This window comes from Bacillus sp. SRL337 (assembly GCF_984799155.1).
Map to the genome: position 1 here is coordinate 2154509 of NZ_OZ481793.1, position 15956 is coordinate 2170464.

A 15956-nucleotide genomic window follows, 5' to 3' on the forward strand; every position below is an offset into this window, starting at 1 on the left:
AGGAATCGGGACAGCCTGGCAGCATTTTGACTTGAATCTGTCGCGAAAAGCCAAGAATCGAGACAGTATCGTGGCATCTTGACTTGAATCTGTCGCGAAAAGGCAGGAATCGGGACAGCCTGGCAGCATTTTGACTTGAATCTGTCGCGAAAACCCAAGAATCGGGACAGTATCGTGGCATCTTGACTTGAATCTGTCGCGAAAAGGCAGGAATCGCGACAGCCTGGCAGTATTTTGACTTGAATCTGTCGCGAAAAGGCAGGAATCGGGACAGCCAGGTGGCATCTTGACTTGAATCTGTCTCGAAAAGGCAGGAATTGCGACACCCGGGGTACATTTTGACTTGAATCTGTCGCGAAAACCCAAGAATCGAGACAGTATCGTGGCATCTTGACTTGTACCTGTCGCGAAAAGGCAGGAATCAGGACAGCCTGGCAGCATCTTGACTTGAATCTGTCGCGAAAAGGCAGGAATCGGGACAGCCTGGCAGCATTTTGACTTGAATCTGTCGCGAAAAGCCAAGAATCGAGACAGTATCGTGGCATCTTGACTTGAATCTGTCTCGAAAAGGCAGGAATCGGGACAGCCTGGCAGCATTTTGACGCGAACCTGTCGCGAAAAGGCAGGAATCGGGACAGCCAGGTGGCATCTTGACTTGAATCTGTCGCGAAAACCCAAGAATCGGGACAGCCAGGTGGCATTTTGACTTGAATCTGTCGCGAAAACCCAAGAATCGAGACAGCTTGGCAGTATTTTGACTTGAACCTGTCGCGAAAACCCAAGAAATGCGACAGCCTGGGAACATTGTGACTCGTACCTGTCGCGAGAACCCCAGAATCGCGACAGTATGGTGGCTTCTTGACCCTGTCTTGAAAACGCCTGTGCGGTTTCACGCCGGCTTTTTTAACTTCACTACGCCTTCTTTCTTTTCCGGATATTCCTAGTATTCGATGCTCCATCATTATGTGAAGATACGCATTTTGTTTTTCTACAGTAACTCCCCTGCTCGAATAATTCAAAACCATGAATGGTGAAATCAGCCTTAAAAACCTTCTCCCCTAATCCTCTTAAAAGAGTACTCATCCTCCATCCATAGAGCCTGTTCAATCGCTGCTCAAACTCTTCAAAGTCTTTGGCTTCCATGATTGTGCAGTATCTATTCCGAGGGGGAGCGTTTCGCATAAGATAGGGAGATATTCTTTCATTTTTCTTATACTTCCCATTGCATCAATTGTCCTCTAGGCTGTTTGCTGGTTGGCAGTTCCGGTTTTTGTTACGTTTTCTACTTTACATATACTTTTGAAGTATTTTAGATTTGTGGTAAAATTATAGTTTAACCTGAATGGTGATTGTGGGGATTTCCTGAGGACTATCAAGACTTGTACAGTTGAAGAGGCCGGTGACTAGAAGAAATCGAGGTTTTTCCTGATGAGACAGTTGCCAGCGTACTTTCAGATTCCAGCCTAAAAGTCCCCAACGGCTACACGGATTTCAGCCTGCGAAAGTATACCAATCCATCTGCCTTTAAGCGTTGGACGTTTTGTTTCTTACTGACAAGGGAATATCATTATTTCTTTTCGCTCCCCTCCAATCTGTGCATGTACAGCTCTGATCTGCCGATTCCGATTTTTGTTCACCGGCCCTCAGTGGAGTCGTCATTTGGAGTGGAAATCAGGGAACAGTTTTAGATAAAAGAAAGCAGTATAAATCAATTTATTTAAAAGTTTTTACAATTAATTGGTTAAAGTACTCAATTTCACAACTATTTAATACTTATGTATTGATAAGACAATTCAATCAGTATTATAATTAAATCAATCTTTTTCACGAGGTGGTTAAATGGAAAGTCACAGGAGTAAAAAAATTTCGAAGCTTTATCGAAGGATCGTTACTTCTGATGAGACGAAAGCTTTGCTGATCTATAATGGACTGGACAGCAATACGAAGGAAGAACTGCAACAGTTGATGAAAGAGATTGACACCGAGCATACGAAGAGTATTCTGAACAAGATCAGCTGAAATAGCCATTACTTTTTTTAATCGAAACTTATATAACAAAACAAAACAAGCCTGGACATCAGTCCTGGCTTGTTCTCTTTTTGAATATGACCATAAATATGGTAATGGCACTGAAGGCTGTGAAAGAAAGTACTGGTATGGTGATGAACCCGAGCCAATTAATATACTCTCCTGAACAGGGAACGCCGCTGGTACACATTTCGAACTCATGCATAAAGGGTATTTTTTGTAAGGTGATGTGATAGGCAGATACAGCCATCCCTAGCACAGAAAGCGGCAGTACGTACCGATGCGCTTTATGATCTCCATAGTAATAAGCTGTACCAATAATAATGGTAAGCGGGTACATCAAGATCCTTTGATACCAGCAAAATGTACATGGAATGAAATGCCTGATTTCACTGAAATACAGGCTTCCCAGCATGGCTGCGATGGAAACGAGCCACGCTGCTAACAAGTGGTGATTTTTCATGCCTCTTATTCTCCCTCTGCCGCCTTATTAACGGCCTCCTGGAAGTCTTCAAACGAATTTCCGGTAAATTCCTCTCCATTGATAAACACGCTTGGTGTACTTTGGACTCCCAGTTCTTTTGCAAGGTCCATATCTTTTTCCCAAGCATCTTCCGCTTCTTCAGACTGAAATGCAGCGTCCGCTTTCTTGACATCTTCTTCTGAAGCGACTTCTCCAAGCAGCTGGGCAAGATAATCTTCGGTAAACAGGTCTTGCTTTTCGGACTCCATATCCCCTGGGAATTTTTCATACAGGAGCTCATGGAACTTCCAGAATGTCTCATTTCCTAATTGTTGGTAAACGGCTTCTGCAAATTTAGCAGCTCTTGTGGAATCTACATTGATAAAGGAATAATTGATAAAGTAAAAGGATGCTTTGCCTGTATCCACTAAATCCTTTTGGATTTGTGGAAAGAATGTTTCATTAAAATTCTTGCAGTAAGGACATTTGTAATCACCGAACTCAACAATTTTTACAGGCGCGCTCTCCTTTCCAATAAAAGGCTGTTCAGAATAATCCAGATCAACCTGTTTTGGAATATTGGAAAGGAAAATCATTGCAGCCAGCAATACGGCAACAAGGCCGATGATCCAGAAGATAAACGTTGATGAACTTTCTTGTTTTCTTGATTTTGGCATGGTTCCACCCCAGTCATTTAGTGAGATTACTTCTTTGTATAAGTTTCTTAATATGATATTAAGTTGTTTTTAAGGTAACAAGATTACGGCTGGATTGTCAATGTGTATTTTGGTAATATGAAAATAAGATTCATATTTGTAAACTTTTCAAGGAGGTTATTGCTTGGAAATAGGGACGAAAATCCGTGCCATCCGGAACAGGAAGAAACTGACGATTTCTCAAATGTGTGAAGCTACCGGTCTTTCGAAAGGTTTTATCAGTAATGTGGAGAATAATAATACATCCCCTTCTATCAATACGTTAAGCAGTATTGCTGAATTTTTGAACGTTCCATTGCCATACCTTCTGTTGGAAAAGAAGCAGCATATGAAAGTCGTAAGAGAAGAAGAAAGGTCTACATCTACCTTTAATCAGTTAAAGATAAAACACTTGAGTTCCAAAGCCGGTCTGAGGATGATGGTGGTCGATATGCCTCTCGGTTCTTCTATTGGTGAGCCCCACGCCCATGAAGGCATTGAAACTCATCTTGTGCTAAAGGGGAAAATTCTTGCCGTGCAGGGCGAAGATTCATATATTATCGAAGAAGGAGATTCATTCAGCTGGAATGCCAGTGTTCCGCATTATGTGAAAAATGTCGGCCAGTCGGATGCTGTGATCCTCATCAGTGTCTATTCGGAAGCAGAGCTGCATGATATTCTATAAAAAGAACTCCCAAGCTGAGGCAAGGAAGTTCTTTTTTTTAGGCTTTTTTCATAACGCTGCTGCCAGTGAAAATGAAATTCTGCCCTGTTCTCCAGAAATCTATCTAAAAGCAAGAAAGGATATAGCAGCCCTTCCATTCGGATGGATAAGACCTGGTATCCATTTAGAGAATCCACCCCCGGGATTTTCCAACAAGGACAATATGACGAAAACACCCCTTTTATATATTCAGTATTTCTTTTATATCTTCTTCTGTCAGGGCTGTCTCCCTATTTTCCTGAGAATCAATCAGCTCTTCTACAAGATGCCGCTTTTTTTCCTGGAGTTCATTCATTTTTTCTTCAATGGTCCCGCTGGCCACCAGCTTGATGACCTGAACAGTGTTCTTCTGGCCCATCCTGTGTGCCCGGTCGGCTGCCTGCTCTTCCACAGCAGGGTTCCACCAGGTATCGTATAATATGACGGTGTCTGCGCTGTGGAGGTTAAGCCCTGTGCCTCCAGCCTTCAGGGAAATCAGGAAGATATCCCGCTCCCCTTCATTGAACCGGCTGCATAACTCGAGCCGTTCCTCAGAAGGTGTGGCCCCATCAAGATAAAAAAACGGAATCCCCTCTCCTGCTAAATCTCTCCCTATGAAACCCAGCATTTTAGTGAATTGGGAAAAAATTAATACTCTTCTTCCGGATAACTTGGATGCCTCAATGATTTCCATCAGTTGCTTCAGCTTGGCGGATTTTCCTTTATATCCATCGATGAAGAGTGCCGGATGACAGCAAATCTGTCTCAGGCGTGTGATGCCGGCAAGAATCTTGATTTTATTTTTCCTCAGTGTATCCTTATCCAAATGTTTCAATGTATCGTGCTTCAGCTTGGCAAGATATGCGGCATAAAGTTTTTTCTGTTCCGGAAGCAGTTCGACCAACTCACGGGTTTCCTGTTTGGCCGGCAGCTCTGATAGTACATCCTCTTTTACCCTGCGTAGCATGAATGGCTGGACCCTGCGGGCAATTGTTTTTCTTGTCAGTTGGCTGTAGTCTTTCAAGCCAAGGAATAATTGCGGAAACACGACATGGTAGATGGACCAGAGTTCTTCGATAGAATTCTCAATCGGTGTCCCTGTAAGAGCGAAGCGGTGCCCCGCTTGGATCTTTTTCACTGCTCTGGCTGTTTGTGTTACTGGATTTTTAAAATATTGTGCTTCATCAAAAAATACAGTGGAGAAAGATTGTTTTTCAAACCACTGTATGTCCCTTCTCAGCAAAGGATAGGACGTGATGAGAACATCCTTTTCTTTGAAGCCATTCTGCAGGTTCTGTCTCTTCACCCTATCGCCATCCATTACGGCTGCATGAATGGTTGGTGTGAATTTCTTGAATTCAGCCAGCCAATTATATGTTAGGGAGGATGGACAGACAATCAGGGCAGGCTCAGAGTTTTTGCGTATGGCAGGAAGAATCGATTGAATGAAGGTGATGCTCTGGAGAGTTTTGCCCAAACCCATATCGTCTGCCAACACACCTCCAAATCCATAATGCGCCAAAGTCTTCATCCAAAAGAACCCTTGTTTCTGATAATCCCTCAAAATGGATGAAAGGTTTTCAGGGACAGGAAAAGACAAGCTCCCCGGATGTTTCAAACCATGAATAAACTCACGGAATGACTTCTCGATTTTGAATCCGTCATCTGATTCCACATGATCAAGCATCTCCAGGCACTGATTCATCGGAAGGGAAATGCCTTTGGCAAAGTCGATGTGGTCAGCCTGCGAGCTTCTTAGAAAACGCTGAATTTCTTGGATTTCTTTTGTTTCCAGGGACAGAAGTGACCCGTTTGGCATGCGGTAATATTTCCGCTTTTCTTCCATGGCCTGCAGGAGCTCGTGGACTTCTCTTTCAGGAATGCCGTCCATTTCAAACTTGAATTCCAGCCAGTTCATCCTCTCGCGTTTTACCTTCACCCGGATCTGGGGACGTGATTTCCCGCGGTGAATTCTGTTCCTCACTGCTGTAGTAGCATAAATGCCTGCAAGCTTTTGAAGCTTGGGTACCATGTAATAGAGAAAGTCGTATTCCAATTCCTCGTTATACAGGATATAGCCGCCTTCTGTCTTAGCGAACGAACTTTCTTTCATGATGTCCAGGATTTCATTTTCCTTTTGTGTATCCCTTACAAGAAGGCTGCCTGTTGGAATTTCTTTTTCTTCCAAAGGGTTGATGATGATGGTCTCATAGTGAAATTCCAGGCCGGCCAGCAGCCTGTTTTTCACACGATCGAGATAGAGCTTGGCCGAAAGAGGTGTCTTCATATACTTCTCTCTCAGTGAGCCGGTAATCTCAACTTGGCCGATTCGTTTTAAATCGACTGCCACTTTTTCAAGGAAGTATCGTACTCTTGGTGCTGGTATAGGGAACTGATTTTTTCCCGTTTTTTCAAGCATGGTTTTGATTTCAGAAAGCCTTTGGCAGTCCTCTGCTCTTAAAGGATATAGTGTACCTTCACTCAACACGGCATTATAGGGAAGTAACACAACCATGTAGTGGAGGCCCTTTACCTTAAGGACATACTCGTTTTCACTATCATCATCAAAGGTAAACTTCAGGGGAATCCGTTCCCCGGACATTTCAAGTCCCTTGAACAGGTGCCCTGAATCATCCAGGATCACCTTTTGGTTGTTCAATAGTAAGGGACAAACCTTTTCCCATGATGTTGGAGGAATCAGCAGGGTGTGGTGCTCCTGAAGGGATCCATGGATATAAGCCTTTTCATCATGAACCACCATGATAAGCTGTTGTATAATATTGTCTGTATCATTTTCAAAGCAATGATTTTTTGGGTCGTAAGTCAGGTTTTTTGTAATCCGAAAAGACTGTCCTTCTCTTATTCTTTGTAAAAAAGCTTTAATATCATAGATTCTTCGCTGGTTAATCATGATGTCCATCCCTAAAAGATAAACCTCTTTATTTGTAAACACAGGTTTAATGCGGAATTCAACGTCCAGTATTGTTCTAGTTTCAAAATGGCGCTGAAATCCGCTTGATTTCCCTTTCTTCTTTTCGAAAAGGTCCAAGAACCCTGTTGCCAGGTCCTGTCTGTCCGGCTGTCTTTCCTTTATTGCGAGTAGTACTGCTGCAACATGCTGGCATTGGAGCGTGAAAGAGGACAGTTTTGGGCAGGTGCAATCTGTATGGATCTTTCCATTGGCATCCTTCTTGACGGTCACTTCAAATCGTTCCCCGCCTTTTACGATACCCTTGCAGTAATCTGTGTGTATATCCACGATCTCGACAGCATTATTTTTGTAATAGACGTCACCTCTTCTGAAGGAGACGCTGCCGCACATGTCAGTGATGATTTTTGTATTCAACTCTAAGTTCAAATCGTTTTCCCCTTCCTTCAAGGCATATTGCGCTATCAGCATTTTAACATATTTATAATAAAATAATGCAAAAAGGAGCTGGACGATTCACCAGCTCCATCTTTCTTTATTGATAGTGTTCAGTATATTTCCCTTCCTCAAATATCTCTTTCCCGCTTAGTCCGGTCCATTCTATTGGTTTTGAATCGGGGTGAAGATCCAGAAAGGATTTTACCATCTTATACCCCTCCATGTAACCATATAGCTGGGGAAGGCCATTTCCTCCAAAAAGAATCTCGCTGGACCGGGTATAATCATATTCATTTAAATCATTTTGGATTTGAGTCCAATAGTCTTTGTTATATTCATCATTAACATGTGTCCCTTCCAAATCAGGGTATACGATCTTTTCGAACATTACTGCTTTTCCTTCAAAGACAAGGTTATCCAGTACTGAAGCCCTCTCGTCATTGAAAAAATGTTCTGCCCAAAAACTGTGATGATATTCATGGGCGATGGCCGTCTTCAGATAATCCTGTGTGAAAAGTGGGCTGTATAAAACGTTAATCCTTTCAGCTCCGACGGTAACCGCTCCTGCACTCCTTTTGTTCAAGTGGGGAAAGATACATACATTCGTTTCCTTATCAGAAGGCAGCAATTCAGATGATTTAATCAAAGCTTCTTTAATAGAGTCCAAGTACTCACTGCTCTCAATTTTCTCATTCAGAATCTCTATCTTTTCAAGCGAATAGGGAACTTGTTCGGTTATAGTCTCGGCCATTTGAGGGAATTCCCCGCCAGCAAAGCATTCCTGGTAAAGGGGATCAATGATTTCCTGCTTATAAAGTGCACTCTCTTCACTCTCCGGATCCTCCTCTATGGCAATAATATAGTTGTAGAACAACTTATAGGCATCTATAATTTTGTATGATTGTTCTGTTTCCGGGTGTTTGAACGAATGTATTAACTCTTCGACTTTGACTTTATCCTGCCAATCTTCTTTTATCTGTTTTTGTTCTGGTATCTCTTCTGAACATCCTGCCAAGAAGATAACACCTATCATAAATAGCAGTATTTTCTTCATCGTTCCCCCCTAGTAGAATGCAGTTTACTAGATTATACCATAATAATCCATTTTGTTAGCTGCATAGAGTTTACGTTGTTTTCAATGTTAAGAGTTTGTAAATTATGCTGATATTAGTTGTAAGCAGACAGGAGCTATTCTAAAATACCGATATCGGTTTTCGATGTGGCGTTATGGGGGTCATACTTATGAAGGATACAGTATTGAGAAGTAATTCCTCTCGATTCATCCATACCCACATCTTACACCATGCAAAGGAACATCCTGTATATGGGAGTTGTATGGTCGAGGAGTTTAGAGGACAGGGGTATAATATCAGTTCCGGCAAATTCTACCCTATTCTGCATTCAATAGAATCGGACTGCCTTCAGGTTAAAGAAGTTAAAAAGGTCGGGGGAAGGATCAGGAAATACGATACGACGACGAAGAAAGGCTTTGTCATCCTGAAGGAAGCCAGATTGAAAGGCTATGAGTTGTTCAAAGAAAAAAAGAGTAAGGCAGGTGATGAAATCATGAAAAAATCGAGCATACGCGAACTATTGGAGCTTTTAATGATCTCTACCAGGCTGGGATTGACCTCATTTGGAGGTCCTGTGGCCCATCTAGGTTATTTTCATGGTGAATATATCAGACGAAAAAAATGGATGGATGAGAAAAGGTATGCTGATTTGGTGGCATTGTGTCAATTCCTTCCAGGTCCTTCAAGCAGCCAGGTTGGAATTGGGATAGGAGTAATCCGGGCAGGTGCTGTCGGCGGTATTGTATCATTCATTGGTTTCACGCTTCCTTCCGTTGTTGCTTTAATCCTATTTGCATTGCTTTTGAACCAGTTCGATGTATCCGATGCAGGCTGGATTCATGGGTTGAAAATTGTGGCTGTTGCGGTCGTAGCTCATGCCATTTTAGGGATGACCCGGAAGCTGACTCCTGATTTATCAAGGAAAGCTATTGCCCTTATAGCTTTGGTGGTGGCTTTGCTATGGCAGACTGCCGTTACGCAGGCAGGAATTATTATGATTGCAGCACTGGCAGGATACATCTTATTTCAAGATCATGCCGATTCGGATGATAGGGAAATAAAAGTCCCGATTTCCAAAACATTTGCGACCGTCTGTTTAGCTTTGTTCTTCGGTCTGCTTGTTTTGCTGCCGATCCTCAGAGAAGCGACATCTCTTAATTGGATTGCGATGTTTGACAGTTTTTACCGGTCCGGTTCATTAGTATTTGGCGGCGGGCATGTCGTCCTGCCGTTATTGGAGCGTGAATTTGTACCAACAGGATGGCTGAGTGAGGAAACTTTTCTCGCGGGTTATGGTGCGGCCCAGGCTGTCCCCGGACCTCTCTTCACTTTTGCTGCCTACATTGGTGCTGTGATGAGCGGTTGGCAAGGCGGATTGTTAGCGACGGTTTCCATTTTCCTGCCTGCCTTTCTGTTAGTTTATGGGACTCTTCCGTTTTGGGATTCTCTTCGCAGAAAACCAAAAATCAAGGGGGCATTAATGGGTGTCAATGCTGCTGTAATCGGTATTTTGATTTCCGCGTTTTATCATCCTATTTGGACAAGCTCGATTCTCGTGCCGATTGATTTTGCTTTGGCCGCTATTTTGTTCAGTCTGCTGGTATTCTGGAAACTGCCGCCATGGGTAGTTGTGTTGACTGGTGCTGCTGGCGGCTGGTTGATTGGGATGATATAAGTTGTAATTTTTAGGTGCCTTGTCCTCATTAGAAGTACATACAACTTGAAACATCAGGCGAAAAAGATCCCTTTTTTCGTAAAATATGTACCATAAAATGACAAAAAAGGTCAGTGGCTGAGACCTCTGACCCCTTCTTTTGAAGGTTTTTTGTTTGGTTTTGAAACGGGATAAGCTGATTTCTTCTCATATGGGCGTCTCCAAAGGGCGGGCTTTTCCGCATTTTTCAACGTGCGGCTGGCAGAGGTGCTTTCCGGCAATTTTATTTAAGATGTCCTCTAGAGCTTTCTCGTCAACGGAAAGAGCACACAATCCTTGATCGTTTCACTGTCAGTCAAGATCATCAGGAGGCGGTCGATCCCGAATCCCCAGCCGGAAATCGGAGGCATGCCGTACTCCATTGCCGTCAGATAGTCTTCATCCATTTCCATAGCTTCTGCATCACCGCTGCTTTTCAGCAGGGCCTGCTCTTCCAGTCTCATTCTCTGTTCTGCAGGATCGACAAGCTCTGAATAGGCATTGATGATTTCTGCTCCGTTCACCACCAGTTGGAAGCGGTCTGTGAGGCTTGGATCATCGTCGTTCGCTCTCGCCAGAGGTGACAGATCGATTGGATGCTGAACCAGGAATGTTGGTTTGATGATCAGCGGCCTGCAGGTTTTTTTGTACAAAAGATCAATGAAGTTCCCTCTCCCCATCGTTTTCAAATCCTCACCGCCAAGTTGGATATTTCTTCTCCTGGTTTCACGTAGTAAATCTTTTACCTCAGGATAAAGGTCGATATCGATCTCTGTATGCTTTAAGATCAGTTCTCTGAATGAAACGATCTCCCACTGTTCTGAGAAGTCTATGGATTGTCCCTGCAGTGTGATGGTTGTCGTACCGAATGTTTCTCTCAAAACATTTAACACCATGTCCCGCATCAGTTTCATTGTATCTTGGTAGTTCCAAAAGGCGGCATATCCTTCAACCATGGTGAACTCCTGAAGATGCTGCGGACTGATGCCTTCATTTCTGAAGCATTTCGCTACTTCAAAAATTTTTGTGAATCCTCCGACCATTAACCTTTTTAAGTAGGTTTCAGGAGCAATACGAAGGTTCAATTCAGTATCCAAGGCATTATGGAATGTCATGAAAGGCTTAGCAAGCGCACCTGAAGACGTATGCTGCAGTATTGGTGTTTCCACTTCTATGAAATTTTTCTCTTCAAAAAATCTGCGGACAGAACGGATCATTTGAGAGCGGGCAAGCATTCTGTTTTGTGTCTCTTTTGTCATGATCATATCCAGGTACCTCTGACGATAACGAAGTTCTACATCACTTAAGCCATGCCATTTTTCAGGCAAAGGCCTTAATGCTTTTCCCAGGAAAACATACTGGTCGATTCTTACCGTTTTTTCACCTGTTCCAGTAGTGTACATCTTTCCTTCGACACCGATAAAATCGCCGATATCAAGGAGTTGATGAAATTGAGCAAAACGTTCTTCTCCTATTTCGTCCTTTTTTAACAGAAGCTGCAAAGTTCCCTGCACCTCTGAAATCGTAATAAATGCCAGCTTGCTAAAATTCCTGATGGCTGTTATTCGTCCAGCTGTTCGCACACCTTCTGTCCCATCATCCAGCCTTGCTGCTGCATGAAGTTCATGGGTTGTAGAAAATTTATCTGGGTACACTTGGTTGCCCTTCGACCTCAAGGCATTCATTTTTTCCAAGCGCCGTTCCATTTGTTCCCTGCTCATTATTATTTCCTCCCTTTTAAATGATGGTGAAACTCACTGCAATAAAAAAACTCCCACCCCCAAGATTTAGAAATCTTGAGGGCGGGAGTTGTTCACTTCGCGGTACCACCTCAGTTTGTTGATATGTCGCCATACCAACCTCTTCGAGTACGCCAATTATCATTGGTTATACTCTATCTCTGTAACGGGAGATCCCGTCGCACCATCACCAGAAAATGCCCTGGATCCATACGAGGCTCGGAGTCTTTTTTCATTAAGAATCTTATTGTCCCTTTCCACCGGCCGGGACTCTCTGTGAATAATGATTCAAAATTACTCTTCTCTTCAATGCCGTTCATGCCGTTATTGAATAATTATGGTTATTCTAGAGGAATAAATTGGGAAAGTCAATAGGTTGTTGGATTTTTCTGATATTTTTTGAGCCTCTGCAGGATTTGGTATTCTTTATGGATGAAGCGGTAAGGCATAAAGGCAGCTCCTCTGTGTCCGAGAGGCTTAGTCTGCAGCAGTTCATCAACAGTGAGCAGATCTTCAGAATCGAATGTGGTAAGGGTGGTTTCTATTCATAACGCACTTGTTGTCTGGCTATTTCTTCCTTAAGATAGATCGGGAAGTATTGATCACACATGAAAGACTTTTACTTTTGGCCAAATCGATGGCCAGTTCTTTTTTGCGAGTCGTTCTTCATAAATTTCAGCTAGTTCTCTTGATGTTTTCATAGATGGTGTCGGTCTTAGCTCCATGTTAAGGACATCTTCCAAACCATGAGGGGCAGTAAGGATTAGGTTGTCATGCTCATCAAGCTTTATACCCAGGGCTGTGGCTGTCTCTGGGAATTTGGATATGGCATCTACTGTGGAAGAAAAGGGCGGAATATTGTTGATGATGTGCATTCTTGCTTCATTTTTGACGGACCATGGGATTTCTGGAATGATTTTTCTAAGCGCTTTTTCCAATTCTTTCTCCAAGGCTTCGTCCATGTTTGATGAGTTAAAATAAACGACATCGACATCCGGTATCATTGTTCGTTGTTCGTATCCATGTAGTGAATCCCAGATTTTAGAGCGTACGAAGCCTGCGCATATCCACCAGTCAGGCAAATCCAGTGTTTTGGCTGCCTTTAGCACCTCCATCATCTGCTTATCTTCCTGTATTAACGTTAAAACGTCTTCTTTGGTCTTCATGTGGCCGCCTCCCGAACGTATATTCCTATTTTATTATATCATAGTAAAATATTTTGAATTGGGCTTTCGGAAAAAATCAGAAACCTGATTTTCCCTCTGGGTACTAGAAGTTTTCTCTCTCAACAGGAAGACCAGTTGTTATCTTTTTTGCTTACCAATGATTTTTATAGAGACAAAGTATAAGAAAAGACCAAATAAAAAGAGCGGAATTCATTTCCGCTCTTTTGCTCCCAACTCTTTACCCAGGGCAATAATGGATTGATTGATGCGCCAAATGTAATACATATGGTGAATCAAATCGAACTGCCCTTTTCGCCGGCTTGGTGCAAGGGTTTCAATCTTTACCCTCTCATCATCCAGCGGCCAGAACCCTGTTTCGTTTTCGTTTTCTTTTATTAGGTTCTGCAGGAGTTCTATGTTCTCTGCAAGCTTAGTCTCTACTGTTTGAAAGACACCCGTTAATTCTTCAGGCAAAGTGGCGGTCACGTTCCGGTGTGAGGAAGCAAGCAGGTGCTTGGCATAATAATTGATGGCGGTCACGACCATCATCCATCGGCTGATTCCCGACTTTCTCGCAGCATCCGGACGCTGCATAAGGGATTGTGCTTCATCCCTTATTACTTGAAGCTTTTGGTCAAGTTCAAATGCCTGGTCGGTCAGCTCCCTTGGCTTTCCATTGATATACGATGCCAAGTAGTCTGAAGTGTAACTTTTCAATTCCCCAAGGAAGTCGTCAATCGTTTCCGTCACTTTTCCTTTCGTTTTTTTTGGCAGAATATAGGCAGAAACGAGTAAAGCAATAAGTGCGCCTGCAATGGTATCCATGACTCTTGCGCCGATTAATGCTGCACTGATTCCTCCAAGCAGGAGATCATACATGAAAGCAATAAGCATTGTGATGAAAAAACTCATCCATGTATAAGAAACTGGAAAAACGTAAAACATCAGGAAAATAACGAGGAATAGCAAGATGACTTCCAACAATGGGTGGCCGCTTACAACTTTGGCAGCAGCAAAACCGATTACAGCCCCAATGACTGTGCCAAGTGAACGTTGAACCCCTTTAACATATGTCCGCCCTACCGATTCTGTTCCAATTTGGATGATGAACGTGGTCAGAAGCACCCAGTAAGGCTGTTGAGGAGAAATGATATTTCCCACTATAATGGCGAGGACACCGGCGACCAGACCTTGAATGGCTTTCCGGGTTGCTGGTTCGAGTGTGATTTTTTCATCGTTATCCTCTTCGTTATTTTCGGTTGAATCCTCTTTTTCAGGCTCCATCCGGTTTTCAAGAATCTCAGGAGCTGATGACTTCAACGCTTCCTGGATGGTTACTGCTGCATTCACTACATGGTTTGCTATCGATTCAATCCTGCGGAGCGGGTATACCCATCTTTCCGGTTTCTCTTCTGTATTCAAGATTTCCGTCAATAATAGCCGCAGGCCTTGGACTGCCTTTTCTGCATCCTGAAGAGCGTACGGTGAATAATTATGGGAAAGCACTTCTGCATCCCTTAATGATTGGATTACCCAGACAACAAGGGCTTTTACATGTTCATGCTCATACGCATGCAGTTCCCTCAGCTTCTCGACAGATCCTGTAAGTGTCTGGATCAGCATCTCTGTATCGAATATATACAGCCTTAATTGCGATGAGGTTATTCCCGGCCACAGCTTTTTGAGATTCTCATCTTTTATCTCGCTAGCAACCAGTCTTGAATATTCATTTAATCTTTGAACATTCTTATGAAGCACGCTTTTTTTCTTTTCACTATTTTCGGGATTCTCGATCCATTGGATCAAAAGGTTCAGTGTTAAATTGGTTTGCATATGGAACGACCGCATTCCCCTTCGCAAACTTTGAGCTGAACCTTTGAAGATTACAAAGTTATAAAGAAAAGCAAACACAACACCGCATGTAATTCCAATATAAAACCAGGTTAAATGGGCTGCATCCAATTGCAGGATGGAAGAAAAATAGGTCGACATGAAACCAGCCATTCCCATTGAGAAATAACGGATTTGAAAGCGTGAAAAATAAAAGGCGCAAAATATGACCAGCACCATCAATGCATTCAATGATAGTGTAAAAGGAGCGAGGAGAGAACCAAGCGTAATACCCAAGGATGCACTAATGCCGATCAACACAGTCGTAATCTTCTTTTTGATCACCGTGTCATCCATCACCAGCATGATCCCGAACAAGCCGACCATTCCCGCAACGATTGCAGGTGTAATGGTTCCATATTCAAACCAATTCAGCAGCCATATCATCGTAAAGACAGAGGAAATAATGCTGATGGTTGTCTTTCCTGCAGTTTGAAATCTTTTTCTTCCCGGATCGGAAGCTAAAAACCGGACGATCCATACCGGGTGGTTATGTATTTGTTTCATATCTATCAAACCTTTACTAAATGCCTTTTATATTGTACTCATTTATCGTACCCTTTCTGACAGTGTGGTAATCTTGGGTGCACGAGTTTTTAAAGTCTATCATAATCAGGACCGGGAAATACAGCAACTTGATTGGGAGAGTTGTGAATTACCGTTATGGAACAGTTTTTGACAGGTTTAGCAGAATACTATTCGTCTGTGATGGCTCTTTTAGATATTCGCACCATTTTTCCTGTTCCGAAATCATACTTTAGGAAAATGGATTTTTTCTTAGTTTGCTTGGTTGGATATACTTTTGCTGAACAGCAAAAAAACGTTAAGAGATATATTTCTGAACATACCCTGCTTCATTATACTAGTTTCGTCAGCTCCATTTTTTTCCTGATAGGAATGCCGTCTTCACTCACTAAATGTATTTCCTGTAAATTATTGAACAGCTTAATTGCTTTATCGGGTTTGGGTATTGAAATCCTAACCACCATTGCCTCATATCTAATTGATAAAATCGGTAAAAAGAAACAACTTTTTGACGAGCGTCAGCAGTAAATCAACAAGCGGTATCCTGGAAGTCACACTGGTTGTCATATTGCTGGGATGGGCATTGGTGATTGTCTTTGGAGGCATTTCCTTGC

At 42.7% G+C, this 15956-nt stretch carries 11 protein-coding genes, 1 pseudogene and 1 other annotated feature; of the genes and pseudogenes, 5 read left to right on the forward strand and 7 right to left on the reverse strand.

The window, feature by feature from the left end; translation table 11 throughout:
* Positions 1-1839 precede the first annotated feature (1839 nt).
* Positions 1840-2019, forward strand: coding sequence for a hypothetical protein (locus tag AC4E8A_RS10720; RefSeq protein ID WP_119546643.1), 180 nt, complete (start codon positions 1840-1842; stop codon positions 2017-2019).
* Positions 2020-2077: 58 nt separating this feature from the next.
* On the opposite strand, the gene AC4E8A_RS10725 is transcribed toward AC4E8A_RS10720, so the two are convergent.
* Positions 2078-2491, reverse strand: coding sequence for a disulfide oxidoreductase (locus AC4E8A_RS10725; protein ID WP_490198469.1), 414 nt, complete (start codon positions 2489-2491; stop codon positions 2078-2080).
* Between the two features lie 5 nt (positions 2492-2496).
* Positions 2497-3168, reverse strand: coding sequence for a DsbA family protein (locus AC4E8A_RS10730; protein WP_490198470.1), 672 nt, complete (start codon positions 3166-3168; stop codon positions 2497-2499).
* 163 nt (positions 3169-3331) lie between these two features.
* Here AC4E8A_RS10730 and AC4E8A_RS10735 point away from each other — a divergent pair, with 163 nt between their 5' ends.
* Positions 3332-3871 carry a helix-turn-helix domain-containing protein gene (locus AC4E8A_RS10735; RefSeq protein ID WP_490198472.1) on the forward strand — a complete coding sequence of 180 codons (540 nt, stop codon included), beginning with the start codon at positions 3332-3334 and terminating at the stop codon, positions 3869-3871.
* 220 nt (positions 3872-4091) lie between these two features.
* Here the strand turns inward: AC4E8A_RS10735 and AC4E8A_RS10740 are convergent, their stop codons facing one another.
* Together AC4E8A_RS10740 and AC4E8A_RS10745 are read right to left on the reverse strand one after the other, a co-directional pair.
* Positions 4092-7247: an SNF2 helicase associated domain-containing protein gene (locus tag AC4E8A_RS10740; RefSeq protein WP_490198474.1), complete on the reverse strand. Its 3156-nt coding sequence runs from the start codon at positions 7245-7247 to the stop codon at positions 4092-4094.
* A gap of 106 nt (positions 7248-7353) precedes the next feature.
* Entirely contained in the window at positions 7354-8310 is a 957-nt protein-coding gene (locus tag AC4E8A_RS10745; protein WP_490198476.1) for a DUF2268 domain-containing putative Zn-dependent protease, read from the reverse strand.
* A 188-nt stretch (positions 8311-8498) separates the two neighbouring features.
* Between AC4E8A_RS10745 and AC4E8A_RS10750 the strand changes: the two are divergent.
* Positions 8499-8738, forward strand: a pseudogene (locus AC4E8A_RS10750) (helix-turn-helix transcriptional regulator); the annotation flags it as partial.
* 84 nt (positions 8739-8822) lie between these two features.
* Positions 8823-10004, forward strand: coding sequence for a chromate transporter (locus AC4E8A_RS10755; protein WP_490198845.1), 1182 nt, complete (start codon positions 8823-8825; stop codon positions 10002-10004).
* A gap of 278 nt (positions 10005-10282) precedes the next feature.
* On the opposite strand, the gene lysS is transcribed toward AC4E8A_RS10755, so the two are convergent.
* From lysS to AC4E8A_RS10770, 3 genes are all read right to left on the reverse strand, one after another.
* Positions 10283-11743 (reverse strand): lysine--tRNA ligase, encoded by a 1461-nt coding sequence (lysS, locus tag AC4E8A_RS10760; RefSeq protein WP_490198477.1) that lies wholly within the window; start codon positions 11741-11743, stop codon positions 10283-10285.
* Between the two features lie 74 nt (positions 11744-11817).
* Positions 11818-12080 (reverse strand) — a binding site (T-box leader).
* Between the two features lie 283 nt (positions 12081-12363).
* Entirely contained in the window at positions 12364-12927 is a 564-nt protein-coding gene (locus AC4E8A_RS10765) for a nucleotidyltransferase family protein (protein WP_490198478.1), read from the reverse strand.
* A gap of 210 nt (positions 12928-13137) precedes the next feature.
* Positions 13138-15324 carry an FUSC family protein gene (locus tag AC4E8A_RS10770; RefSeq protein WP_490198480.1) on the reverse strand — a complete coding sequence of 729 codons (2187 nt, stop codon included), beginning with the start codon at positions 15322-15324 and terminating at the stop codon, positions 13138-13140.
* A gap of 156 nt (positions 15325-15480) precedes the next feature.
* Between AC4E8A_RS10770 and AC4E8A_RS10775 the strand changes: the two genes are divergently transcribed.
* Positions 15481-15870: a hypothetical protein gene (locus tag AC4E8A_RS10775; protein ID WP_490198481.1), complete on the forward strand. Its 390-nt coding sequence runs from the start codon at positions 15481-15483 to the stop codon at positions 15868-15870.
* Positions 15871-15956 lie beyond the last annotated feature (86 nt).

Excerpts from the sequence above, each read along its gene's own strand:
- AC4E8A_RS10730 (WP_490198470.1), bottom strand. The coding sequence starts at position 3,168 with ATGCCAAAATCAAGAAAACAAGAAAGTTCATCAACGTTTATCTTCTGG.
- AC4E8A_RS10775 (WP_490198481.1), top strand. The coding sequence starts at position 15,481 with ATGGAACAGTTTTTGACAGGTTTAGCAGAATACTATTCGTCTGTGATG.
- AC4E8A_RS10770 (WP_490198480.1), bottom strand. The coding sequence starts at position 15,324 with ATGAAACAAATACATAACCACCCGGTATGGATCGTCCGGTTTTTAGCT.
- AC4E8A_RS10720 (WP_119546643.1), top strand. The coding sequence starts at position 1,840 with ATGGAAAGTCACAGGAGTAAAAAAATTTCGAAGCTTTATCGAAGGATC.
- AC4E8A_RS10745 (WP_490198476.1), bottom strand. The coding sequence starts at position 8,310 with ATGAAGAAAATACTGCTATTTATGATAGGTGTTATCTTCTTGGCAGGA.
- AC4E8A_RS10755 (WP_490198845.1), top strand. The coding sequence starts at position 8,823 with ATGAAAAAATCGAGCATACGCGAACTATTGGAGCTTTTAATGATCTCT.
- AC4E8A_RS10765 (WP_490198478.1), bottom strand. The coding sequence starts at position 12,927 with ATGAAGACCAAAGAAGACGTTTTAACGTTAATACAGGAAGATAAGCAG.
- AC4E8A_RS10725 (WP_490198469.1), bottom strand. The coding sequence starts at position 2,491 with ATGAAAAATCACCACTTGTTAGCAGCGTGGCTCGTTTCCATCGCAGCC.
- lysS (WP_490198477.1), bottom strand. The coding sequence starts at position 11,743 with ATGAGCAGGGAACAAATGGAACGGCGCTTGGAAAAAATGAATGCCTTG.